At 72.1% G+C, this 22974-nt stretch carries 16 protein-coding genes; 9 read left to right on the top strand and 7 right to left on the bottom strand.

Annotated elements, in window-relative coordinates; genetic code table 11:
- The first annotated feature begins 231 nt into the window (after positions 1-231).
- Complete coding sequence (locus ACIF8T_RS26240; protein WP_400038544.1) at positions 232-1428, top strand: TetR/AcrR family transcriptional regulator; 1197 nt, start codon at positions 232-234, stop codon at positions 1426-1428.
- A gap of 123 nt (positions 1429-1551) precedes the next feature.
- On the opposite strand, the gene ACIF8T_RS26235 is transcribed toward ACIF8T_RS26240, so the two are convergent.
- From ACIF8T_RS26235 to ACIF8T_RS26220, 4 genes are all read right to left on the bottom strand, one after another.
- Positions 1552-2751, bottom strand: a complete 1200-nt coding sequence (locus ACIF8T_RS26235) for an oxygenase MpaB family protein (protein WP_400038543.1) — start codon at positions 2749-2751, stop codon at positions 1552-1554.
- Positions 2752-3859: 1108 nt separating this feature from the next.
- Positions 3860-4129, bottom strand: a complete 270-nt coding sequence (locus tag ACIF8T_RS26230; protein ID WP_400038542.1) for a hypothetical protein — start codon at positions 4127-4129, stop codon at positions 3860-3862.
- 481 nt (positions 4130-4610) lie between these two features.
- On the bottom strand, positions 4611-7319 hold the full coding sequence (locus tag ACIF8T_RS26225; protein ID WP_400038541.1) for an ABC transporter substrate-binding protein: 2709 nt from the start codon (positions 7317-7319) through the stop codon (positions 4611-4613).
- 609 nt (positions 7320-7928) lie between these two features.
- Positions 7929-8492 (bottom strand): dihydrofolate reductase family protein, encoded by a 564-nt coding sequence (locus ACIF8T_RS26220; protein WP_400038540.1) that lies wholly within the window; start codon positions 8490-8492, stop codon positions 7929-7931.
- 254 nt (positions 8493-8746) lie between these two features.
- Between ACIF8T_RS26220 and ACIF8T_RS26215 the strand changes: the two genes are divergently transcribed.
- From ACIF8T_RS26215 to ACIF8T_RS26205, 3 genes are all read left to right on the top strand, one after another.
- Complete coding sequence (locus ACIF8T_RS26215) at positions 8747-9703, top strand: GlxA family transcriptional regulator (protein WP_400038539.1); 957 nt, start codon at positions 8747-8749, stop codon at positions 9701-9703.
- A gap of 107 nt (positions 9704-9810) precedes the next feature.
- Positions 9811-10809 carry a type I glyceraldehyde-3-phosphate dehydrogenase gene (gap, locus tag ACIF8T_RS26210; protein WP_400038538.1) on the top strand — a complete coding sequence of 333 codons (999 nt, stop codon included), beginning with the start codon at positions 9811-9813 and terminating at the stop codon, positions 10807-10809.
- Positions 10810-12125: 1316 nt separating this feature from the next.
- On the top strand, positions 12126-13844 hold the full coding sequence (locus ACIF8T_RS26205; RefSeq protein WP_400038537.1) for a SpoIIE family protein phosphatase: 1719 nt from the start codon (positions 12126-12128) through the stop codon (positions 13842-13844).
- A 255-nt stretch (positions 13845-14099) separates the two neighbouring features.
- On the opposite strand, the gene ACIF8T_RS26200 is transcribed toward ACIF8T_RS26205, so the two are convergent.
- Positions 14100-15068 carry an SGNH/GDSL hydrolase family protein gene (locus ACIF8T_RS26200; RefSeq protein ID WP_400038536.1) on the bottom strand — a complete coding sequence of 323 codons (969 nt, stop codon included), beginning with the start codon at positions 15066-15068 and terminating at the stop codon, positions 14100-14102.
- Between the two features lie 445 nt (positions 15069-15513).
- Between ACIF8T_RS26200 and ACIF8T_RS26195 the strand changes: the two genes are divergently transcribed.
- Positions 15514-15888, top strand: a complete 375-nt coding sequence (locus tag ACIF8T_RS26195) for a hypothetical protein (RefSeq protein WP_400038535.1) — start codon at positions 15514-15516, stop codon at positions 15886-15888.
- Positions 15889-16245: 357 nt separating this feature from the next.
- Positions 16246-16797 carry an EF-hand domain-containing protein gene (locus ACIF8T_RS26190; protein WP_400038534.1) on the top strand — a complete coding sequence of 184 codons (552 nt, stop codon included), beginning with the start codon at positions 16246-16248 and terminating at the stop codon, positions 16795-16797.
- Positions 16798-16985: 188 nt separating this feature from the next.
- Here ACIF8T_RS26190 and ACIF8T_RS26185 read toward each other — a convergent pair whose 3' ends face one another.
- Positions 16986-18329 (bottom strand): polysaccharide lyase family 1 protein, encoded by a 1344-nt coding sequence (locus ACIF8T_RS26185; protein WP_400038533.1) that lies wholly within the window; start codon positions 18327-18329, stop codon positions 16986-16988.
- A 1248-nt stretch (positions 18330-19577) separates the two neighbouring features.
- Here ACIF8T_RS26185 and uppS point away from each other — a divergent pair.
- Positions 19578-20357: a polyprenyl diphosphate synthase gene (gene uppS / locus ACIF8T_RS26180; protein WP_400038584.1), complete on the top strand. Its 780-nt coding sequence runs from the start codon at positions 19578-19580 to the stop codon at positions 20355-20357.
- Positions 20354-21793, top strand: coding sequence for an oxygenase MpaB family protein (locus tag ACIF8T_RS26175; RefSeq protein ID WP_400038532.1), 1440 nt, complete (start codon positions 20354-20356; stop codon positions 21791-21793). The genes uppS and ACIF8T_RS26175 overlap by 4 nt, the downstream gene beginning before the upstream one ends.
- Positions 21794-21903: 110 nt before the next feature.
- On the opposite strand, the gene ACIF8T_RS26170 is transcribed toward ACIF8T_RS26175, so the two are convergent.
- Positions 21904-22053: a hypothetical protein gene (locus tag ACIF8T_RS26170; protein WP_400038531.1), complete on the bottom strand. Its 150-nt coding sequence runs from the start codon at positions 22051-22053 to the stop codon at positions 21904-21906.
- Between the two features lie 721 nt (positions 22054-22774).
- Between ACIF8T_RS26170 and ACIF8T_RS26165 the strand changes: the two genes are divergently transcribed.
- The gene (locus ACIF8T_RS26165) at positions 22775-22945 is read left to right on the top strand and encodes a hypothetical protein (RefSeq protein ID WP_400038530.1); all 171 of its coding nucleotides are present in this window, start codon (positions 22775-22777) and stop codon (positions 22943-22945) included.
- The last annotated feature ends 29 nt before the right edge of the window (positions 22946-22974 follow it).

Here is a 22974-nt window from a genome sequence, read left to right as displayed (position 1 = left end):
TCCGGCACCGGGGACGGCGGTGCCGGACGGTGTGCCCCCGCCGGAGCCCCGGCGGAGCCCCGGCGGCCGCCCGCCGCACCGGCAGCGGCAGCGGCAGCGGCAGCGGCAGCGGTACGAGCCGCTCACGCAGCGGGGCGCGGCATCACCCGGGAAGTGATCCCGCAGTCACCTCCCGTGCGGTCCGCGCCGAGGGAGCCCGGCCTCCTGACGGCCTGTGATTGACTAATCCGCATGGCCCCCGCCTCCCCGTCCGCCCGTTCGGCCGCGACCGCCGATCCGACCGCGGCCACGCGGCCCCGCAACCGCAAGCAGCTCATCGTCGACGCGGCCGGGCGGGTCTTCAGCGAGCGCGGCTACCACAAGGCGTCCATGGAGGAGGTCGCCGCCGGCGTGGGCATCACCGCGGCCGCTCTGTACCGGCACTTCCCCAACAAGTACGCGCTGTTCGCCGAGTGCGCCCACGTCATGGTGGACCGGCTGGTCGCCGCGCTCGACGCGGTGCCGTCCGGGGCGGCCCTGGCGGACGTGCTCACCGCCCTCACCCGGGTCACCGTCGCCCATCGCGCGTCGGGCGGCGTGTACCGGTGGGAGGCCCGGTATCTCAACGGCGAGGACCGCCGGCGTCTCGGGGTGAAGTTCGCCCGTCTCGTCCAGCGGGTCGACGAGGCGGTACAGCGCGAGCACCCCCTGTCCGACGGGCGCCTGCGGGCCATGGCGGCCCTCGGTGTGATCGGGTCCGTCACGATGCATCACGTCTCCATCGCCCAACGCCGCGCCGAGGACCTGCTGCTGGCGTCCGCCCTGCGCGTGGCCGCGACCGATCCGGCGGCGGGCCGGCCCCCCGCGCGACCCGTCGAGCTGCCCGCCCGGCCGGTGCCGCGCACGCGACGCGCGGAGATCCTTGCCGCCTCCGTCCCCCTGTTCGCCCGGGACGGATTCGCCAGCGTCACGAACGGGCAGATCGCGGAGGCGGTGGGACTGACGCCGTCCGCGCTCTACCGGCACTACCCCGGCAAGATCGACATCCTGGCGGCGGCGTGCCTCCAGGCCGCGGGCCTGCTGGCCCAGGGGGTGGAGCGGAGTCTGCACGAGGTGACCGACCCGCACGACGCCGTCGTCGCGCTGGCGGCGACGTACGTGGCCTACAGCTTCGAGTACACCGAGCTGAACAGCGTCGCCGAGGCCGAGCTCGCCGGTCTGCCGGCCGACCTGCGGCGGCCCGTGGTCCTCGCGCAGCGGGAACACATCGCCGTCTGGGAGCAGCAGTTGCGGCTGGCCCGTCCGGAGCTGGACCCGCGCCAGGCCCGGGTGCTGGTGCACGCGGGGTTCGGCGTGGTGGTCGAGGCCGGGCGCAGACTGCGGTGGCAGGACAGCCCCGACCACCGTGCGGCCGTGACCGCCCTGGTGGTGGGCGCTCTGGGCCTCTGAACGGCCGTCGGCGTCCGGCAGCGGCGAGGCGCCGCGTCGTGCGGCGCCTCGGAGGAGCGTCACCCCGGCGCCCGCCCCCGGCCCGTCTGCCGCGGGGCGGGCGGGTGCGATCGGAACGACGGTTCAGCCCGCCCTGTTTCCGGTGGGGATCGTGATGGGGGTGGTGGTTCCGGAGGAGCCCTTGTTGAGGAACAGCATGGCCAGGGCGCGCACGAACTGGTCGAACATGTAGAAGGTGCCGGGCATGACCGGCGACAGCCCCTCGCGGAACAGGATGAACGCCGGCCACCCGGTGCGGACCAGGGTCGCCGCCGCGTAGTCGCGTTTCAGTCCCAGCCAGTCGCCGACCTGGTCGCTGAGGACGTAGCGCACGAACTCGTTCAGGAACCCGCGCGTGACGCCGAGGTCGATCTGCGCGGTCAGGCCGAGCAGTTCCTCGGCCAGGGCGATGCCCTCGGTCGACGGGGTGAGGATCGGGGTGAGCACCCGCGCCGACTGCGCTTCGGCCTCCGCCCAGGTCCGGGGGATGTGCTCGTACGGCACACCGAGCAGGTGGACGGCGACCTGCCAGGAGTGCAGGAACGCCTCCTGGTCCGCGGCCGGGTACGGGATCTTCCAGTCGAGCAGCTTCCGGTGCACGTAGGTGCCGAGGCTGTGGAAGGTGACCAGGATGTCGGCGGCGCTGATCGGGATGGTCTCGTCGGCGACCGCCCGCCAGTGCGGCGACTGCGGCAGCAGGTGACGCACCGCGGCGTGCACCACGCGCGTCTTGTTGGCGGTGACGACGAACTGGCCCGTCGGCGTGAAGGCTCCCAGCTCGGACAGGTCGTAGCCGAAGGTGAACGTCTTGGCCGCGCGGTCCTGCATGTCGGCGCCGCCCGCGGACCAGTAGACGCTCTTGGCCTCGCGCGGGATCACGGTGCTCATGATGCCGCTGCCGAGTCCGTACAGCATGAACAGGTACGTGTCCCTGCGCCGGTTGAAGTCGGCGGCGCGGGTCAGTTTGGCGGGGTCGGCCCAGGAGGGCAGCCGGTTGACCTTCCGCAGGTACGCGGTGAATTCGGCGGGCAGGCCGCTGGGCAGCGGGTCGTTGTTGTTCACCCACGACGCCCATGCGGTGTTGATCGCCGGAACGTGCCCGTTGTCGAGCATCGAAGCCATCAGAGGGTCCGCCGCGTCGTCCCAGATCCACTCCGGGCCGGTTCCCGCGGCGGTTCCGGTCGCCGAGCCCGTCGACGCCCACGCCCGGACGGGGTTCGCCACACCCACGAGGCCGAGTGCCACACCGAGTGACAGAGCCTTTCGCCTGCTGAGGTTCTCCATTGACTTACCTGCTTCCCTGATGGGCCAGATGGTTCCAGATACCTGCGCAGACTTGCCGGTTGCGCGACCGGTACGTGATGAACTCCGTCGCACAGATGTGATTTTCGATTAACATAGCGAGGTGTGTAGCCGTCGGCAATGGTGATGACCCGGGCTCGTCGCCCGTGTCGGTGCACAGCTCGCCGGCTCCTGTCCGGCGCGACGTCCGGCGGCGTGTTCCGAACGGCAGGGACCGTCCGGGGCCTTGGGATCGGGCCCGGCAAAACCTTCCCGGGCCCCTCCGGAGGCCTTGCCCGTACCGGGCAGGGGTCCTCCACGGCCACGGCGGGCCGCCACCACGCCGCCGGAGCCCGAAGAGGGAGCGACGGGCATGCGGACGGTTACGCGGCAGTCCGGCCGGCAGGATTGATCCGGCCCGCGACGGGCTCGGCCACCGCTCGCGCTCGTGCTCGTGCTCGTGCTCGTGCTCGCGGGGCAATACCAGCGACCGCGCCCGGTTCACCACGGTGCGGGAACGGTGCGGGAAGCGATCCGGGTGCCCGGCTCCCGGCCGGACCCGTGATCACGTGAAAGGGGCCGGAAAACGCACGCCGGGCAGGCCTCAGCAGGATGGCCGGTTGCGCAGGGCGGGTGGCGGCCCGGACGGCGCCGGCCAGGATCGCGGCGGCGACATCGAAGCACTCGGCGCCCGCGACTTCGACGGCGACCGTCCGGCCGCGCGCCTGGTCGACACGGGTACGCCGGTGAGGGAACGGCCCGGCGTGACTGCCACCGGCACCTCGTTCGAGAGTTGTGCGGGAACAGCCGGAGGGCAGCCCGGACGGACCGCCCTCTCCCATCCCTCACGGAAGTCCGCCTCGTGCGTGCGGCCTTCGGCACGGGCCGGCTGCCGGCATGAGCACGGGCCCGCCGCGCGGCGGGGTCGCAGCCCGCGGCCTCGACCACGCAGGCTGCCCGCGGGTCTTCGCCGCTTCCGGCGGATCACCCGGGGCCGAGGCACACCACCGGCGTCGACGCGACGCCCCTGCGAGCGCCCCACGGCACGTCCGCGCTCCGGCCGCCGCGGGGGGTGCGCGGAGTCGGCCCGTGACCGCAAGCGCCGCGGAGGTCAGTGGCCGGTGGGCGTGACGCCGAACATCAAAGTGCGGCGGGCGACGTCGTAGTGGACGGTCTCGGTGTTGACCAGGAGATCCTGCAGGGCGTCGGCGTCCGCGGCGTCGACGGTGAGGACTTCCTCCCAGGCGCCTTCGTCCAGGACGAGTTGCAGGGTGAAGGTGCCGGGGTTGCCGGGTTCGCCGGCGACCCAGCTGAACTGGTAGTGGCTGAGCTGGCGGACCTTGATGCTGTCGTCGGTGACGGGCTGGGCGACCTCGGGCATGGTGTTCTCCTTCGGGGTGGTGCGGGTGCGGCTCGCCTCGTTCTCGCACAGGCGGCCGCCGGCGTCCGCATCGATGCCGGCCGCGCCCTTGATCGGTACGAACGGCTCGCCGGTGCGAACGGGCCGGCTCCGATGCCGGCCTCTTACGGTTCTCCGTGGGAGATCACGCTCACCTCCTTCCGGACTTCGGGCGCCCCCTGGCCGGATAGCCCCATACCGGGACAAATAACCCAAAGGAGAGAATTTCGTGTGGCGGGATTGGCGTCAGCCGTCCGATGTCGCACTGCGTGACCACAGGTGTCCGTGTTGCACAAGGAACGGGAGGGTGCCGCTGTCGGCGGGCGGGCGGTGGGGCTGCCCGCCCGCCGGCTCCCTCACCTCCGGCTTCCTCCCTGCCCCGCCTCGCCGCCTCGCCGGTGCCCCGCCTCGCCGCCTCGCCGGTGCGCCGCCTCGCCGGTGCGCCGGTGCGCCGGTGCGCCGGTCAGGGGACGCACGGCAGTCCTTGCTCCCGGCTCGACTCGCCCAGGTCGAAGGCCCCGCACACCAGTACCGCCTGCGGCTCGGTGCCCAACTGGCGCAGGATCACCAGCGTCTTGTCGACGGGGGGATCGTTGACGTCCGGCGCGTAGGCGATGTACCCGGTGGCGCCGTTGAAGGGGGCGATGCCGCCGGCGAGCGTGATCAGCACCGAGCGGCGTTCGATCCGTTCGTCGCGCGACCGGGCCTGGTTCACCGCGTCCGACAGCACGTGGAAGGCGTCGTACGACACGGCCGAATGCCCGTCCTGCCGCCACGGGTCGGCGCCGGCCCCGTAGGTCTTCACGAACGCGTCGTACCGTGACAGGAACTGCCGGGTCTCGGCACTCAAGGATTCGTGCCCGTCCGGCAGCCGGTGCGCCGAGTAGTACAGGCGCAGCCAGAGCTGGTTGGCGTAGGCGCCGGTCTGCGCCACGTTCGTGAGTTCGTTGCCGCCGAGGACGGTGACCGGGTGGTCGACGCAGGTGCCGCGGTTGTCCATCGCGCTGATGAAGGCGGTGAAGTCCTTCGCCCGCGCCGACCAGTACACGATGGACCGCGGCTCTTCGGCGAGGGCCTTGCAGAGCTGCCCGGCGAGCACGCCCGCGTCGGTCAGGGCGGGTGCGCCGTCCGGCGGCTGCGGGCCGAAGTCGCCCTCCTGGTTGAAGTCGAAGACGCGCGTGGTGCCGGGGAACGCCGACACGAAGCGTCCGGCGAGGCTGCGGCTGTAGAGGTCGGCGGGGTTCCGGATGACGACGGCCCGCCGGGCGGGGGTGCAGCTGTCCGTGTCGCCGTGCCGGGCCACAATGTTGGCGCCATGGGCGAAGTTCGCCTCGATGCGGGCCTCGCGCCCGTTGTCCGGGGTGAAGGGCCAGTAGCTCCTGGTCGCCTCCCCGGCCAGCATCTCGTTGGCGGTGGCCGTGGTGCCGACGGTGGGGATGCCCGCCCTGCCGAGCACCTGGAGGGCGGTGCGCGTCTCGTCACGGCTCTGCGCGTACGCCAGGACGCCGACGATCTTCTCGTGGTCCTCGGTGTCCTGCTCGTCGCGCACCTCGGCGACCAGCTTCCGGGCCTCGGCCACGGCGTCGCGGTACGCCTCCCCGGTGGTCCGCACCTCCACGCGCAGCGGCACCGTGTTCTCGTCGGAGCCCGCGTCCTTGTTCAGCTGCTGCTGCCACATCGCGATGCCGCGCAGCTCCGGGATCGTCCCGTCGAACCGCATGTCGTCCTCGCTGCGCGGCGGGCTGGAGACGAAGGCGACGACGGTGCGCACGTCCCGGCCCTGCGCGGCGTAGGCCTCGGCGCGCCGGTTCTGGTCGGTGATGGCCTTCAGCGCGCCCGCGTACCAGCCCTTGCCCCTCAGCGGGACGGGGCGGGCGCGGGCGTCGTCGGCGACGGACGCGGTACCGCCGACACAGCTGTGGTCGCCGCCGTCGCGGATCCGGTCGGCGGCGATGCCGCCCGCCGTCAGGGCGAGTGCGGCCGCGCCCGCGAGGAGCGAGGTCGTGGTGCGCCAGCTGCTGCGGAAGCGGCGGTACGGCTCCACCCGGGCGATGGGCAGACCCGGCCCGGTGAGGGACGCCCCGTCGAAGGTGAAGGCGACCGGGGTGCCGTCGTGCGAGCCGAGCGCGGTGGCGGCGTGGGAGAGGCTGGACTCGCGCGCGCCGAGCTCGGCCACGAGCGCGTCGGACGGCTTGCCGACGGCGATGACGAGCGGCCCCGGCCGCGGGGCGGTGTCGCGCAGCTCGTGCAGGACGCGCAGGAACCGCTCGGCGCGGCCGGCGCCGTCGGCGCCGGGCGGCGGCACCTCCACGAGGAGGACGGGCCGGGCGGTGCGCCGCCGCCGCTTGGGCAGGTACCGGCCGGTCCTCGGCGTCGCCAGGTCCTCCAGCAGGGCCCGCAGCAGGAGCTTCTCCAGCGTCTGCAGGGCCTGCTCCCGGCGCCGCTCGTCCGAGGCCACGCGCAGCCGCGGCGCCTGGGTGGCGGCGACGTGGGCCATCACCTGGTACAGGTCGCGGCGGCCCCCGGCCTCCCGCATCCCGCCGAGCCAGCGCCGCATCACCTTCCGGGAGATCCGGCGGGACCAGATCCAGCGCGGCAGATGGCAGGTGAACGACAGCCAGAAGACCTTCAGCAGCCAGCCCTTCAGGTCGCCGCCGTCGGGTGACACGTCGGTCGAGGCCGCCCTCGGCAGGTGCCCGAGCAGGCCCCGCCGCTCCTCCTGCTGCCGGTCGCAGGCGTGCCGGCGCAGTTCCTCGGCGTATCCGCCGACCGACTGCTGCGGGTGGTCGCGGATGTGGGTGACGAGCGACCGGACGACGGCGAAGTGCGGATACCGGTCGGGGGTCATGTGCCGCGGCGTGCCGTTCTCCAACAACAGCCCCGCCTGCTCGGTGAGCAGCACCGGTTCCTCGGTGGCGGGCACGAGCGCGTACGGGACGAGCGGGCCGCGGTCGTCCAGCGGTCTGCGCAGTGCCCGCAGGACACGTCTGGTGCCCTCCTCGCCCGCGGGGCCGTCCGCGTCGACCCGGAAGACGAACAGCGGCGGCCGGGTGTCCAGGCGGGCCGGGTCGGCCGGCGTGACGGCGGTCGGGTAGTCGCTGACGAAGATCTCCGCCCGGGCGTTCACCGGGTCGGGGAACAGCTCGTCGGAATCATCGCGAAACGGCGTCATACGCAAGGCCCCCGTTGCCCACTGCTGTCTCCGTCTTGTGGATTGCAGAGGGTACGCCCCGAACACGCCCGGTCACAACGGGTGTTGACACGTTCCCCTGCCGGAGGCGGCGACCGTGCGCCGCCTCTCGTTCCGGACCCGCGTCCGCGGCGTTCCGGCGGGCCGCCGGCGAGGTACCTCCGGGCCGGCCCCGGCCCCGGAGGACGTGGTCATCGCCCCGGTCCTGCTGCGGCTCCTCACGGACGCCGCCACGAGTTCGGGAAGGGCGCACCGGGTGTGCGCGTGACGATCACCGCGCCCGCACACGGTCCTCCGGCGAACGGCTGTGGGCCGCCCTCGGCTTCTTTCCCGGCCCGCGCCGGGCTCGCAGCAGCACGGGCCTCGGGCGGTGAGGCGCCCTCCCCCGTCTTGTCCCCCGCTGCGCCTCCCGCGGGACGACCAGCCGGCTCCGCCCTGCCCGCGCCCACCACCGGGCCGGCGTCACACGCCTCGGACCGGCCCCCATGCCTCCTCCGGACAGCTCGTCACGGCGTCGGTACCGAGGGCGAGACCCACCCCACGCAAGCGAACGGACATCCATCGGCGGTCGATCACGACCGCCGACAGCCCTCAGCGCACCACGCGGTGGCGGAGGTAGACGACTCCCGAACTGAAGGTGCGGGTCTCGACGAGTTCGAGATCCACCCGGCGCTCGTGCCGGGGGAAGAACGGAATGCCACCGCCGACCAGTACCGGGTAGACGACGGTCCGGTACTCGTCGATCAGGCCCGATGCGGCCGCCTCGGCGGCGAGGGTCGCGCCGCCGATCGCGATGTCGCCCTCCCCCGGCTCGGCGCGCAGCCGCTCGATCTCCTCCGCCGGGCCGCCGGAGGCCAGGCGGGCATTGCCCCGCACCGCCGACAGCGTGGTGGAGAACACCACCTTCGGGAGCGGCTTCCAGAGCGCGGTCCACTCGCGCGTCGAGTCGTCGGGCGACGGATCCTCGTCGACGGTCTCCCAGTACAGCATCGTCTCGTACAGCCGTCGTCCCAGCAGGTGGACGCCGACCTCCCGGATCTCGTCGATCCAGAAGCGGAAGACGTCCTCGTCCGGCCCCGTCCAGTCGAAGCCGCCGTCCGGCCCGGCGATGTAGCCGTCGAGCGAGACGTTCATCGAATAGGTCACGCTGCGCATCGGGCGTCCTCCTCGGTGACGGGTTCGACAGTACGACCGCCGGACGCCGCGGAACTCATCGCGACTCGCGCCCCCGGAGCACGGAGGGCAGAGGTTCCTCCTGAACTCGGGTTCGGTCCCGGACCGGCCGGCGGCGGGCGAGGGACGGGAGGACGGGCGGTGGACCGCGCCGCGGGAGACGGCCCGGCCGGTGTGCCGCCTGCCCGGTCCGCGCGGTGGGCGTGGCGGCGTCGCGTCCCACGTAACCTCTTCCTGTGCCCGCCTCCCGCCTGCATCGCGTCGCCGTCCTCGTGCTCGAAGGCGCGAAGCCGCTCGATGTCGGAATCCCCGCGCAGGTCTTCACGACCCGCGCGAGCATGCCGTACGAGGTGCGGGTGTGCGGGGCGACACCGGGTCTCGTGACCGGCGGCGACGGCCTCGCGTACTACGTCGCCCACGGCCTCGACGCGCTCGCGTGGGCCGACATCGTCTTCGTCCCCGGCTACCGGTTCCCGGACCGCGACGACCCGCCGCAGGCCGTCGTCGAGGCGCTGGTCGCCGCCCACGACCGGGGCGCGCGGCTCGCCGCCATCTCCACGGGCGCCTTCGCGCTCGCCGCCACGGGCCTGCTCGACGGCAGGCGCGCCACGACGCACTGGCACTACACGCGGGCACTCGTGGCCAGGCATCCGCTCGTCCGGGTCGACGAGAACGTGCTGTTCGTCGACGAGGGCAGCGTGCTCACCTCGGCCGGCGCCGCCTCCGGCATCGACCTGTGCCTGCACATCCTGCGCGGCGACCTCGGAGTGGCCGCGTCCAACCACGCGGCCCGGCGTCTGGTCGCGGCCCCCTACCGCAGCGGCGGCCAGGCCCAGTACGTGCCGCGCAGCGTCCCCGAGCCGCTCGGCGAGCGGTTCGCCGTCACCCGCGAGTGGGCGCTGCACCGGCTCGGCGAGCCCCTCACCCTCGACGTACTGGCGCGGCAGGCGGGCGTCTCGCCGCGCACGTTCTCCCGGCGCTTCGTCGAGGAGACCGGCTACACGCCGATGCAGTGGGTGATGCGCGCCCGCATCGACCTGGCCCGCGAGCTGCTCGAGCGCTCGCAGCGCAGCGTCGAACAGATCGCCGCCGACGTCGGGCTCGGCACCGGCGCGAACCTGCGGCTGCACTTCCAGCGCATCCTCGGCACCACGCCGAGCGAGTACCGGCGCACCTTCACCCGGGGCGAATGACCCGCCCGGCACCGGATGGCGAGATCCTTTTGAACCCTGGCGATCCCGCCACTGTCAGCGGCGCGGACCGCGGGCGAGCCTGGTGGCGAAAGGGAGGGACACCACTCATGACTCGCATCGCCATCAACGGATTCGGCCGCATCGGACGCAATGTGCTGCGCGCGCTGCTGGAGCGCGACAGCGCCCTCGAGATCGTCGCCGTCAACGACCTGACGGAGCCCGCCGCGCTCGCCCGGCTGCTCGCCTACGACAGCACGGCCGGCCGCCTCGGGCGCCCGGTCACCGTCGACGGGGACGCCCTCGTCGTCGACGGCCGTCGGATCACCGTGCTGGCCGAGCGCGAGCCGGCGCAGCTGCCGTGGGCCGAACTCGGCGTCGACATCGTCCTGGAAGCCACCGGCCGCTTCACGTCGGCCAAGGCCGCCCGGGCCCACCTCGACGCGGGAGCGAAGAAGGTGCTCGTCAGCGCGCCGTCGGACGGCGCCGACGTCACGCTCGCGTTCGGGGTCAACACCGACGCCTACGACCCGGCCGTGCACACGATCGTCTCGAACGCCTCCTGCACCACCAACGCGCTCGCGCCGCTGGCCAAGGTGCTCGACGAACTCGCCGGTATCGAGCACGGGTTCATGACGACGGTGCACGCCTACACGCAGGAACAGAACCTGCAGGACGGTCCGCACCGCGACGCCCGTCGCGCCCGGGCCGCCGGCGTCAACATCGTGCCGACCACGACCGGCGCCGCCAAGGCGATCGGCCTGGTGCTGCCGAGCCTCGACGGCAAGCTGTCGGGCGACTCGATCCGCGTACCGGTGCCGGTGGGCTCGATCGTCGAGCTCAACACGACCGTCGCCCGCGACGTGACGCGCGACGACGTGCTGGCGGCGTACCGCGCCGCGGCGCAGGGGCCGCTCGCCGGCGTCCTCGAGTACTCGGAGGACCCGCTCGTGTCGTCCGACATCGTGGGCAATCCCGCCTCGTCGATCTTCGACTCGGCCCTCACCCGCGTCGACGGCCGCCACGTCAAGGTGGTCGCGTGGTACGACAACGAGTGGGGCTTCTCCAACCGCGTGATCGACACGCTCGAGTTCCTCGCCGCCCGCTGACCGGCGCCGGGGAGCGGCACCACGCCTCCGGCTGCCGCGCGGGCCGGCGCTTCCTCCGGGCGCTCCGGTCGACCGGAGCGCCCGGTCGTACGGGCGGGTCCGCCGGCTCCCGGAGGTGCGGAAGCGCCACGGCCGGTCGAGGCGCCCGCCGAGCAGGACGGCTCCAGCCGGCCGTGGCGGGCGTTTCCCCTCGCGCGGGTGCCGGCGGGGCGGCCCGCGAGCATCCCACCGCGGCAGACGGCGGCACCCACGGACTTTCCGGCGGCCTCACCGGCGAGTACGGACACGCCGCGTGGCCTGATGATCGACCAGAGATCATCCCGTCCGGTCACCGACATGGCAGCGGCCCTCCGGAACCTGCCGGCAGGACGTGACCGCCGCACCTGGGATACGGCCGGCTGTTCCGGACGTGACCGTGGCCCGCACCGAACCCGGCGTTCGGTGCGGGCCACGGGGCTTCTCAGGCGTCCGCCCCGGACCCTCAGGGGCGGCCCGAGACGGATCCCGGCGACGCGGGCCGGATCCCGCCGGTCCTCCGCATCACCCTGCCGGTAGCGGTACCGGCACCCGGCCGGGTCACCGGTGACCTTGCCCGCCATCCGGACCCGGGCCGCCCGGAAGACCATGCCGCGCGGCAGCGTCAGCGGCCGGTCGGAGACGTTGCCGGCCGCGTGCGTCCTGGCGACCCGGTCCTCCTTTCCGACCTGCGCGACCGTTCCCCGGGACCGTGCGGGGCGAACGCGGCTGGCCCGGCACGGCATGGCCCGGACCGGTGCCGGGCGTCCGCGGCTACGACCACGACACGTACGCGGCCCGACCTGGGATTACGGCGTGCTCGCCCTGCGCGGCGCCGGGCACCGGGCACCGGGCACCGGGCACCGGGCACCGGGCACCGGGTCATGGTGACGCCGACCGGCCCGGTGCCCGTCCGGCAGACCGCGGCCGGGACGGCCAGGTCGGCGAGGAGGGCGGAGCCGACCGGAAGACGGCGTCAAGGACGAGGCCGACGGCGAGCACCGGGACGGTGCGGCGGTCGGCGGAGCGCCCCACGGTGCTGTCGCCGACGACGGTGACGGCACCGCTTGCGAGGCGCAGGACGGGGACGGTTCCGTGGGAGAAGCCGGTGACGCCGGTGCCACGGGGGAACCCGTTGTACCGGCCGCACCCGCCCCACAGCCGGCCCGTACGCCGGTCGCCCGTGTCGACGACATGCGGGCTCGTCCGACGCGGAGGCTGGATTCACCGGCGCCGGGGCATCCGGGGAAGGAAAGCACCGACGTGCGGATCTGCCGCCGGTCAGCGAAGGAGACGAAGGCATGGCAGGGGCGGAGCATGCGCGGACCGGCGGGAAACAGTTCCCGACGGCACTCACGGCCACGCTCACCAGGGCATTGGACGCCATGGGGACCGGAGCGTATGTCGTGGACGAGCAGGGCCGCATGATCGCGGTCAACGCCCACGCCCGGCAGATGCTGGCCTGGTCCGCCGAGGATCTCCTCGGCCGCGACGCGCACGAACTGCTGCACCGGGACGCCCACGGCCACCGCTTGCCCACGGCCCGGTGCGGCATGCGGCAGGCTTTCCACGACGGACGCGCCGCTCAGGGCGAGGGCGACTACTTCGCCCGCGGGGACGGCTCCGTGCTGCCCGTCTCCTGGCTGATCACCCCGTACGAGGTGGACGACCAGGGATCCGGCACGCTCGTCGTCTTCCACGCCCGGCACCCGCAGGCAACCGACCCGCGGCCGGAGCCGGCGACCCAGCGGCTGTCGGACCTCGAACGGCTCGCGCTGCTGGCCGAGACCACCACCCGGCTGACCTCCACCCTGGACGTGGAGGAGGCACTGGGCCGGCTGGTGGCCCTGGTGCTGCCGCGGCTGGCGGACTGGGTCGTCATCGACCTGATCACCGAGCGTGACGAGGTGTGGCGTAGTCTCGTCGTCCACGCGGACGGGGACACCCTGGTGCGCCACGAAGAGCTGCAGGGGCCGATGCCGCCGATCCCGCAGAACAGCCAGATGCCGCTGTCGAGGGCTCTGCGCGGGGTCGCTTCCGCCTTGGCCGGCCCGCGGACCTACCAGGGGGCGCCGGATTCCGGCATCGCGGTCGAACAACGCCGTCTGTTCGAGGCCACCGGCATCCACTCCGCGGCCATCGCACCCATCCGCAGCACACGCGCGGTCCTGGGGGCCCTGACCCTGGGCCGCGCCAGCAGACCCGGGGACTTCACCACCGTCGATCTTCCCCTGCTCGAGGACATCGCCCGCCGGGCCGGCCTCGCCCTGGACAACGCGCGCCTCTACCAGCGCCAGCGCAAGGTCGCCGAGACCATGCAGAACCACCTGCTGCCCCAGATGCCGCGCGTGCCCGGACTGCAGATGACGGTCCGCTACCTGCCCGCGCCCGACGCCTCACAGGTCGGGGGCGACTGGTACGACGCCTTCCACCTGTCCGACGGCGCCACCGCGCTGGCGGTGGGAGACGTCGTCGGCCACGACCTGGAGGCCGCGGCCGGCATGGCCCAGGTGCGCAACATGCTCCGCGCCTACGCCTGGGCCATGCAAGAACCCCCCGGCAGGATCGTCGACCGCCTCGACGAAGCGATCATGCACATCACCGACGTCGCCATGGCCACCCTGATCCTCGCCCGCGTCGAAGAGGCACACGACGGCCACTGGAAACTGCGCTGGACCAACGCGGGCCACCCCCCTCCCCTGCTGATCAGCCACGACGGCCTGGCCGACTACCTCACCGACGGTCACGGCATCCTGCTGGGCACCGGGGCCAGCAAGCCCCGCCCCGAGGCCACCGTCCTGCTGCCCCCCGGATCCACCCTCGTGCTGTACACCGACGGCCTGATCGAAGAACCCGGCCACACCCTCGACGAAGGCCTGCACCGGCTGCGCCGGCACGCCGCCTCCCTCGCCCACCGTCCCCTCGCCTCCTTCACCGACGAGCTGCTGCGCCGGGTCCGCCCCACCGCCAACGACGACGACGTCGCCCTCCTCGCCCTGCGGACACCCACCCGGACGTGACCCGGACCGACGGCTCGCCACCCGGCCCTGCCGTGCCTTCGCCCCTGCGGCAGGTCGGGGGCCACCGCTACGGCGCCGCGTCCATGTCTCCTACCCGGCGGCCCGCGGCGCTTCCCCATGGCACCTCATGGTCCGGAGCTCGGCGTGCACAGCGGCTCCCGAGCCCGGTCGCGCAGGTGCGGAACCGGCCTCCGGCCGGTGCCGGAGGCCGGTTCGTCGTGGGGGTGCCGGCGGGGATGCCGGATGGGGGTCGGCTCAGCTGATGGCGTCGAGCATCGCTTCTTCGACGTAGTCGGCGGCGTTGCGGTGGCCGAGGGCGTTGGGGTGTACGAAGGACAGCTGGTCGGGGAGGGTGACGAAGCCTTCGACCCACTTGGAGTCGTCGCAGACGCTGTGGTTGCGGGAGGGGGTGTAGAGGTCGACGAAGCCGGCGGCTTCCTGGGTGCCGGTGGAGTTGTTGATGGCCTTGTTGAGGGGTTCCAGGACGTCGTCGCGCAGCCAGTCCAGGTCGCCCTGGGTGATCGTGCCGAACTGCGTCAGGTCGCCGAAGTTGCAGCTGGAGGTGTCCTGGGGGATGACCGTGGGGTAGCCGACGGCCAGGATCTTCGCGTGCGGGGCGCGCTCGTGGAGCACCTCGAGCATCCGGTCGTATTCCTGGCGCACCTCCTTCAGCCGGCCCGGGATGCCGGCGGCCAGGGCGTCCTTGCACGGGGTGCCCTTGCCGCTGCTTTCGCCGCCCAGCTGCGTGCACTTGGTGAGGAGGTCGGCGAAGCCGAGGGTGTTTCCGCCCACGCCGACGGTGATGACGTCGGTGTCGGGGCCCACCGCCTCGGACTGAGGGGGCACCGCGGGGAAGGGGTAGTCCGGGTCCTCGGAGATGGGCGGCAGGTGACGGCCGATCGGGTGCTGGGGCGTGTCGGTGACGTTCTCGATGGTGGCGGCGCCGCAGCTGACGTCGGTCAGCTCGAAGAGACCGCCGAGGTCACGGTCGATGACCTGGGGGTAGGACCGGTCGGTGCGCTCGCAGCCGTCGCGCGGGACTTCGAAGGTGTTGCCCGCGGCCCGGATGACTCCGGCGGTGTAGGAGTCGCCCAGGGCGACCCACTGGTGTTCCTGGGCCGCGGCGGCGGGTTGCGCCCCGGCGAGCTGCGCGGGAACAAGGGCGCCGGCGGCGAGAGCTGCGGCCGAGCAGAGCAGGGCCAGGCGAGTGCGGAAGCGGGCCACGGATCCTCCAGGGACACGGTGTTGGCGTCGCTTTGACCATAAAGAGACCATCACTCAACGCACTAGATCCAATGCGGACAGTCACATGCGGGCTGCGGGGCGCACCTTTGTGGGGGACCGGGGTTCGGCATGTCGACCACTCACCCCCTACGGGCGACCACTCCGAAGCGGTGTCTGCGCGGCACCGCGCCGGTTCCTGATCGATGGCAGGGTCCCGGCCCGACACGCGTCCTCCCGAGAGCTGTCCTGTTCTCGATCACCGGCGAGCCCCCACCCCGGCCGTTCAGGGCCGCGAGGACTGAGAATCCTGACGGAAAGCGGTTCGGTCGAGGGCCCTCCTGCCGGCGGCAGGCGCGGCATCAACCGTCGGCGTCCTCGGTCACGTTCGGGCTTCATTGCGTTCCCGTGCGACGCCGGACCCGTGGTTCCGTGGTGCAGTCGGGTCATGGTCTCGCCGCCCGCGCATGATCAGGACTTCCCGGCACCTGCCCGGACCCGCGACCGCCCCTCCCGCCTGGTCGTCATCGCGCTCGCCCTGCTGCTCCTGGCCGCGGACGCGATCATCGTCGTCGCCGGCACGGCCCTGTTCCTGGCGGTGGGCTTGGGCATGGCGTCTTCTCCGCGCTGCTCCCCCACCGCGCACTCCCGCGACGTCCCCTTCCTGGTGTGGCTCGTCGTCCGGTGCGTTCCGGCCGCGGCGGCGGTCGAGTCCGTCGTGCACGCCCGCCTCAGAATGCCGGTCACCGCCGTCGTGCAGGGCCTGTTCACGCTGGCCTGCACGTTCCTGGCCGTGGTGTGGACCCGCATGCTGCTGTCCTGACGCCCCGCGCCCCTCCCCCGGGCACGACGGGTCCAACCGGCCCCGGCCCTGGGACTCGTATCCCGAAGATGTCCTGCGGGAGAGGTGCGACGTGATGTCGCCGGAGGGTGCTGACCCTTCCCGGGCCGTCACCGTGGCACCGGCGGCGGGCGCTGCCCGGGCGCCGGCAGCGGACGAAGTCACCGTGGGAATCCGGGTCGGTACCCGATCCGCTCGGGGCCATACCGGCTGTGGAGAGGGTTCACGTCATTGTGGGAACTTGTCCCCTGCACGGGCCCTCACCGGTGTTCCGGAACCTAACTTCGGGGTGGATGCGCTGCTGCGCACCTGAGACGTCACCTGTGAGGGAGGCCGATCATGGCTACCGGGATCACCGACCCGATCACCATGAAGCTGGACCGGCTGTTCGCCGCCACCGACACCGACGGCGACGGCTACGTCGACTGGAACGACTACCGGCGCCTCGTCGACCGCTACCTGAGCGCCTACAAGATCGACAAGAGCGACCGGCGGGCGCAGGCGCTGCTGATCGTGTACCAGATGCAGTGGGCCGAGCTGCTGCGCCACGCGGACGGCGTCGACCGCCTCTCCAAGGAGCAGTACCGCTTCGCCAGCCGCGCGGCGAGCGTGGACACCAGCCGCTTCAACATGGTCGAGGGTGTGGCTCACGCCCTCTTCGACGTCATGGACACCGACGGCGACAACACCATCAGCGAGGCCGAGTTCAAGCAGTACCTGGACGTCTGGGACATCACCGACCCCAGCGCCATGGACACCTTCCACGAACTGGACCTCGACGGCGACGGGTTCATCAGCCGGCAGGAGTTCATCCGCGCGGTCAGGGAGTTCTTCTACTCCTCGGACCTGGAAAGCCCGGGCAGCTTGTTCTTCGGGCGCCTGTCCGGCTGACACGCGGGGGTGCCGCCCGGTACGGCGGGCCGCGGGGGCAGGCGCCGAGTCGGTCAGCCGGTCGCCGGCCGGTCCCGCGGTCATGTGGGCGCAGTCGCGGCTCGGCGTCCGTGGCACGGCGGGCCGCGCGGTGTGGGTGCGCGAGGGCCGGGGGCTCGTGGTCACCCGGCCCTCGCGCGTCTCGGGTGCTACTTGAGCACGCCCGCCCCCGTCGTCGTCGCCAGCGACGTCGGCAGGTCGCTCGCCGAGGTCTCCAGGCCCGCCGTGAGGGTCGGGGTCCAGTTGACCGTGGTCTTCAGGTCCTTGGACGAGGCGGCGTTGTAGGCGGCGACGAGGTCGGTCACCGTGCCGTTGACGAGGTTGCCGGAGCCCTTGACCGAGCCGGTGCCGTCACCGCTGAGGAGCTTGGCGGCCTTCGCGCCGGACGGCAGCTTCCAGTAGTTGTTCTCCGCGACGACCTGGGCCTTGGCACGGGAGTTGATGCTGTACTGCGGCGTGTACCCGTTGAGGGGCGTGACGTCGTAGTAGTTGTTGTAGATGTGGATCTGGCCGATGCGGGCCAGCGGGGCACGCTGCATGATGCCCTTCCACACGTTGTGGTGGAGGGAGACGCGCAGCTTGCCGACGCTGTCGGTGTCGCTGCTGCCGATCAGCATCGTCTTGTCGTGGTTGGTGAACTGGTTGCGCGAGACGGTCACCAGGTCGGAGCCCTTGGTGATGTCGAGGGCGCCGTCGTGGATCTGGTACTCGCGGCCGAAGTACTTCGGGTTGGCGCTGTCGAAGTGCGGCGCGTCGGTGAACGTGTTGTGGTCCGCCCACACGTGGGTCGCGCCGCGCAGGGACACCGAGTCGTAGTTGGAGTTCCAGTTGCCGTCGTCGCCGTCGGTCGGGTCCCACTGCGGGAAGCAGTCCTCGGTGGCGGCGAAGGTCAGGTTGCGGACGATGACGTTGTCCACGTTCTGGATCTGGAGCATGGCCCCGGTGAGGCCCGCGTTGGTGCCGGGGACGCCCACGATCGTCGTGTTGGCGGGGACCTTGAAGACGATGTTCTTGCCCTGCTTGGCCTGGGCGGCGGCGCGCGCCGTCTCCTGGGTGCCGGAGGGCAGCTTGGAGCGGCCGTAGGTGGCCGGGTCGTAGGCCTTGAGGTAGGCCGACAGCGAGTAGCCGGTACCGCTGGCGTAGTCGGCGCAGGTCAGCTTCTTGCCGCTGTCGTCGGTGTTGGCGTCGATCATGCCGTTGATCTTGATGATGCGGGGCGTGGTGTCGGAGACCGAGCCCAGTGCCTTCACGAGCTGCGCACGGGTGGAGACGGTGAAGGTGTGGGCGGCGTCGGCCTTCGTGCCACCGGTGGTTCCCGTACCGGAGGACGCCCAGCCGTCCTTCGCGGCGAGCGTCTGGTGGTACAGGTCGACGGTCCCGGCGTTGGCGTTCATCACGAGAACACCAGCGCCGACGCCCGCGGCCACGACGGCCGCGCAGACGACGGCGGCACGACGGGAGCGGAGGGACCGGCGGTGGGAACGAGCAGCCACGGGGCTTCCTTACGGGGGAGGAACGGGGTTACGCCCTGTCAGTGGCCGCCGACCCGTGAAGGGTTGCCGCGTGCGGAGATTTTTTTCTTCCGCTCTTCCTGCCGCGCGGTGTCGTCCGGCCCGCCTCCACGTCGCCCCACCCGGTCCGCTCCCCTTCGGCTCACTGCGGGAAGAGCTGCGCTTACTGCGTCGCGTACCTGCACGCGCCGTACGACCTGCCCGTCCTGCTGGTCGTGGTCTGCCGGGACCTGTCCACGGCATCCCGGGCGGCAGGTCCCTCCGGGTGCGCCGTGGCCCCGTGGACGACCCAGGTCACCCGCCCCTTCGTCCCGGGACCACAGACGGTCCCGGAAGTCACCGGCGAAACGGTGGTGGCCCGGCAGTCGGCCCTGCCCGATCTCGTCGGAGAGGGGCAGGAGGCGGACGCCGTTGAAGGCCTGCGTGCTCATGCCCGCCCGAGAAGGACCTGCGGCAGGTGCAGGCCGACGCCGGGGCGGCACGCGTCCATGGCCGCCTGAAAGATCGCTTGGGCCGCAGGGGTCGCCTGTTCGCAGCGGGTGAGGAGGTCGCAGCGGTGGCCCGGGCCCGGGCGTCGAAGGCGTCCGGGACGGCCACGGTGCACCCGGACAGCAGCTCCCGCACCCGGCTGTGCGGAACCCGGCCCACCGGGGCGGGCAGGGCGGCGTACTCGGACCACAGCCTGCCCGGCACCAGCACCGGAGCACGCTCGAGGGTGGTGAGCAGGATGTGGAGTGCGGCGGCGATCGGTTCACAGCCTTTGGCCACGGTGTCCCCTCGACATGCGTTCCTGCGGCGGTCTGCTGCCGCGGCATTCCTGCCTCGCCGCACACCGCAGCGCCGGAGGCAGATCCCGCTTCATCGGCAACGGTCTCCGCCAGCCCCGGACGGAGTCACCGCTCCCGAGGGGTGACCGCAAGGCGCAACGGAGCGGGGAACCGTAGCCGCGCGTACATCAGGGAAACGGGCTTGAGCAGGTGGAGTCACGCCGGTCATCACCGACCGTCGCCGAACGCGAACGCGGCCACCGCCCCTTCCCCCTTCTCCGGACATCCGTACCAAGGGTGAATCCGCAGCATGTGCGGGCTGCGCGGAGCTGAACGCTGTCAGTCTGCCGTTGATGGCCGTTGATGATCGTAAGACGGTGGCGGCGCTGGACGGTGTCCTTGCCGCTGCGGGACGGCGTCCGCCTTGGACGCTGAGGGGGCGGGCGTGAGAGCAGAGCGGTCCATGGGCGAAGGGCCCACCTCCCCTGATGCCGCTGCCCAAGGCGCGGCGCTGCCGGGGCCGGGGGAGGTGCCGCGGCACGTCGCGTGTGTGATGGACGGGAACGGCAGGTGGGCAGCACAGCGGTCGCTCCCCCGAACGGCCGGTCACCGTGCCGCGGAGACGACGGTGATCGACGTCATCGAAGCGGCGCGTGCGGCCGGTGTGGGCTGGCTGAGCCTGTTCGCGTTCTCCACCGAGAACTGGCGCCGCCCGGACACCGAGATCAAATTCCTCATGCACCTGGTGCGTCGGGTGGTGCGCAAACACGCCCCGTTGCTGCACGCGCGGGGCATCCGCTGCCGCTTCCTCGGCATGACCGATCCCCGCATCCCTCCCGGACTGGCGAGAGACATCGCCGACTTGATGACGCTGACCAGTCAGAACCGGCAGATGACGCTGACCGTCGCCTTCGATCACGGTGGCCGCAGGGACATCGTCGAGGCGGCACGGTCCCTGATCCGCAGCGGTGTGCGGGCCGAGGCCGTGACCGAGGAGACCTTCGCCGCGCACCTGCCGTTTCCCGACACCCCGGATGTGGACCTGGTCATCCGCACCTCCGGTGAACAGCGCATCTCCAACTTCATGCTCTGGCAGGTCGCCTACGCCGAATGGGTCTTCCCGCCGGTGCTGTGGCCCGACTTCCGCGCACCGGACTTCCTCCAGTGCCTGCACGCCTACCGGCAGCGCGAACGCCGCTTCGGCGCCGTCCTGCCGAACCAGAACGGAGAAACCCGACCGTGACCACCACCGAAGACGGCCCCCTGTTCGGGCCCGGCTCGCAGTTCCACAGCTTCTTCAACGACCCGCGGTGGGCGCTGGCCATAGTCCGGGCGACCGTGCTGGAGGCCGCGCACCCGCAGATCGGCGCCGCCCTTGTCGACAACTCCACCTTCGTCGCCCACCCTTGGCGGCGGCTGCGCAACACCTTCATCAGCATGCAGCGCATGTTCGGCGCCGACGAGCACGCCCGACAGCGGGAGGCGGCACGGCTCAACCGGCTGCACGCACGCCTGCGCGGCACCGGCGCAGACAGTCGGCCCTATGACGCGATGGACCCGGGTGTGCGCGCCTGGGTGGTGGCGACCCTGTTCGAAAGCGCCGTCACCATGTGCCGGCTCAGCGGACAGCCCTTCGAGCCGAAGGCCATGGAGCGGCTGTACGCCGAGTTCCAGGCGTTCCTGGCCGCCATGGGCGACGAGGCCGGCCATCTGCCGCACACGCTTGAGGAGTTCTGGCCCTACTACGACCGGATGATCGCCGAGGAGCTGGAGAACACCGAGGCGATGCGGATCATCCTCTACAAGCTCTTCGACCACCTTCCCGCTCCGCCCGTGCTGAACGGCTTTCCCGCCCTGTGGGCGACCGGCCGGGCCGTCGCCGGCCCCGTCATCGGAGCGATCACCGTGGCCTCCCTGCCGGAAGCATTTCGCCGAAGGGCCGGCCTGCCCGAGATCGCGGGAGTGCAGACCCTGATGCAGGGCGCCTACCTGGCTGTCGGCCTGGCCCGGTTCCTTCCCGAGGGCTGGATCAAAGCCGACGGCATCGCCGAGCTGCTGTCGCTCTCTCCCGACAGTGACGACCCCCGCGCACGGACGATCACCGCCCTGCGCGAGCAGATGAAACGGGCCGGCGCCCTCATCCGGCTCATCACCCCGCTGCCCGAGGAACCGCAAGCGGAACCTGCCGCAGAAGGCAGTGCGCAGCGCAGCGCGCAGGAGTTCTTCACCGCGGTCCTCGACCAGACCGGGGACGGGTATCTGACCTGGCCCGACCTCGCCGCCATGGCCCGCGAGCTGTCCGGCCGTCTCGACCTGGACGAGCCCGAGGAGACCCGGCTCTACACCGCCTACGCCGACTGGTGGCGCGAGCTCCAGGCCGCCCTCGACGCCGACGGAGACGGCCGCGTCAGCGCCGACGAGTACGCCGCCGCCGTCCCTTCCCTGGCCGGTCCCGCGCTGATCAGGGTCGCCGAAGTCCTCTTCGACGTCACCGACAAGGACGGCAACCAGCGCATCGACGCCGACGAATACCGGGCCCTGTTCCGCACCGCATTCCACCGTGACACCCCTGGCGCCGGCGGGACGTACAGCCGCTCCGCGTTCATCAACGACTTCCTGTCCTTCATGTCCGGACGCCGGCGCAGCACCCCCTACGACCCCCTCCTTGCCGAAGCATGACCGCCCGGCCACCCCGGCCTGGTCAGGTGCCTGTACCGCACGGGCAGGGGCACGGCCGTGACCCGGCTCCGACGGCGACTGCGCCGGCCGAGGACGGTCGTGCCCCGATGTCACTCCCCGGAATCAGGCGAGACGCCGTGATCCTCGGCCGGCGTACTGGGAACCGAGGCCGCGGGAGGGAACAGGAACCCTTCAAAGGCGTCCAGCGCGAACATCATGCCCAGGAGCACCCAGGGGACGAGCAGTGCCAAGACCACCATGACGCCTCCTGACAGCGGTGCCACGGGCGGGCGTGGAGCAGAAGGACCAGCTCCACCATGAACCAAACGGATGAAGATCGCACACCCAGCAGAAGGAAGCCCGTGAAGCGCTCGAGGGAGCGCCGGGCCAGTGGCCGGCCCGGGTGCGGGTCCGCCGGCAGGAGTGGTCTGTCGACTTTCCTTCATGTCCGCCCTGTGGCCTTGACCAGGCTGTATGCCCTCGCCGTCATGAGGGTCGGCACCCGTACCGTCCACCTCCTCGGCGTCACAGCCCACCCCACCGCAGCCCGGCCGCCCGACTCGGCAGAAACCTCCTCGTCGGCCTCGGCGAGCGGACACCAGGCCTGCGCTACCTCCCGTGCGACCGTGACAGCCGGTGCACCCAGGCATTCGACGCCGCCTTCACGAGCGGGAACCACGACCGGTACCACGTCCACGGGCGGGAAGAGGACCTGGAACGCGCCGCCCGCATCACCGAGCGCAGCTTCGAACTCGGCGGCGCCACCCACCTGTCCATCGGCAGCCCCACGCCCGCCTGCACGGCATCGCCATCCGCCACCGGGACGGCTACTGGTTCGGAGCCAACCCCCTGTGGGGAGACGTCTTCCCCCACTACTGGAGCACCCTGACCGCCACCGCCCTCCTCCGCCTGCCCCTCACCCTCCGCACCCCCGACACCGACCGCCTCGCCGAGACGGTCCTCCGGGCCAACATGGCCAACATGGCCAACTACCACGAAGACGGCTCGGCCACCTGCGCCTTCGCCATGCCCTCCACCATCGGCGGCCGCGCCGCGCACACCGCCGACCCCGCCGCCAACGACCAGGACTGGCACCTCCGACCCACAACCCAAGGGCGACATCAAGCCAGCCGCCAGAGCATTCCTGCATGATGTGAGACATTCACATTTCATTGAGCTGG

Source organism: Streptomyces sp. NPDC085946, from assembly GCF_044540485.1.
In the GTDB taxonomy this organism is placed as follows: domain Bacteria; phylum Actinomycetota; class Actinomycetes; order Streptomycetales; family Streptomycetaceae; genus Streptomyces.
Note: the sequence above shows the minus strand (reverse complement) of the source record. Positions and strands in the feature narration are given on the sequence as shown.

Excerpts from the sequence above, each read along its gene's own strand:
- ACIF8T_RS26240 (WP_400038544.1), top strand. The coding sequence starts at position 232 with ATGGCCCCCGCCTCCCCGTCCGCCCGTTCGGCCGCGACCGCCGATCCG.
- ACIF8T_RS26235 (WP_400038543.1), bottom strand. The coding sequence starts at position 2,751 with ATGGAGAACCTCAGCAGGCGAAAGGCTCTGTCACTCGGTGTGGCACTC.
- ACIF8T_RS26230 (WP_400038542.1), bottom strand. The coding sequence starts at position 4,129 with ATGCCCGAGGTCGCCCAGCCCGTCACCGACGACAGCATCAAGGTCCGC.
- ACIF8T_RS26225 (WP_400038541.1), bottom strand. The coding sequence starts at position 7,319 with ATGACGCCGTTTCGCGATGATTCCGACGAGCTGTTCCCCGACCCGGTG.
- ACIF8T_RS26220 (WP_400038540.1), bottom strand. The coding sequence starts at position 8,492 with ATGCGCAGCGTGACCTATTCGATGAACGTCTCGCTCGACGGCTACATC.
- gap (WP_400038538.1), top strand. The coding sequence starts at position 9,811 with ATGACTCGCATCGCCATCAACGGATTCGGCCGCATCGGACGCAATGTG.
- ACIF8T_RS26205 (WP_400038537.1), top strand. The coding sequence starts at position 12,126 with ATGGCAGGGGCGGAGCATGCGCGGACCGGCGGGAAACAGTTCCCGACG.
- ACIF8T_RS26195 (WP_400038535.1), top strand. The coding sequence starts at position 15,514 with ATGGTCTCGCCGCCCGCGCATGATCAGGACTTCCCGGCACCTGCCCGG.
- ACIF8T_RS26190 (WP_400038534.1), top strand. The coding sequence starts at position 16,246 with ATGGCTACCGGGATCACCGACCCGATCACCATGAAGCTGGACCGGCTG.
- uppS (WP_400038584.1), top strand. The coding sequence starts at position 19,578 with ATGGGCGAAGGGCCCACCTCCCCTGATGCCGCTGCCCAAGGCGCGGCG.
- ACIF8T_RS26170 (WP_400038531.1), bottom strand. The coding sequence starts at position 22,053 with ATGGTGGTCTTGGCACTGCTCGTCCCCTGGGTGCTCCTGGGCATGATG.
- ACIF8T_RS26165 (WP_400038530.1), top strand. The coding sequence starts at position 22,775 with ATGGCCAACTACCACGAAGACGGCTCGGCCACCTGCGCCTTCGCCATG.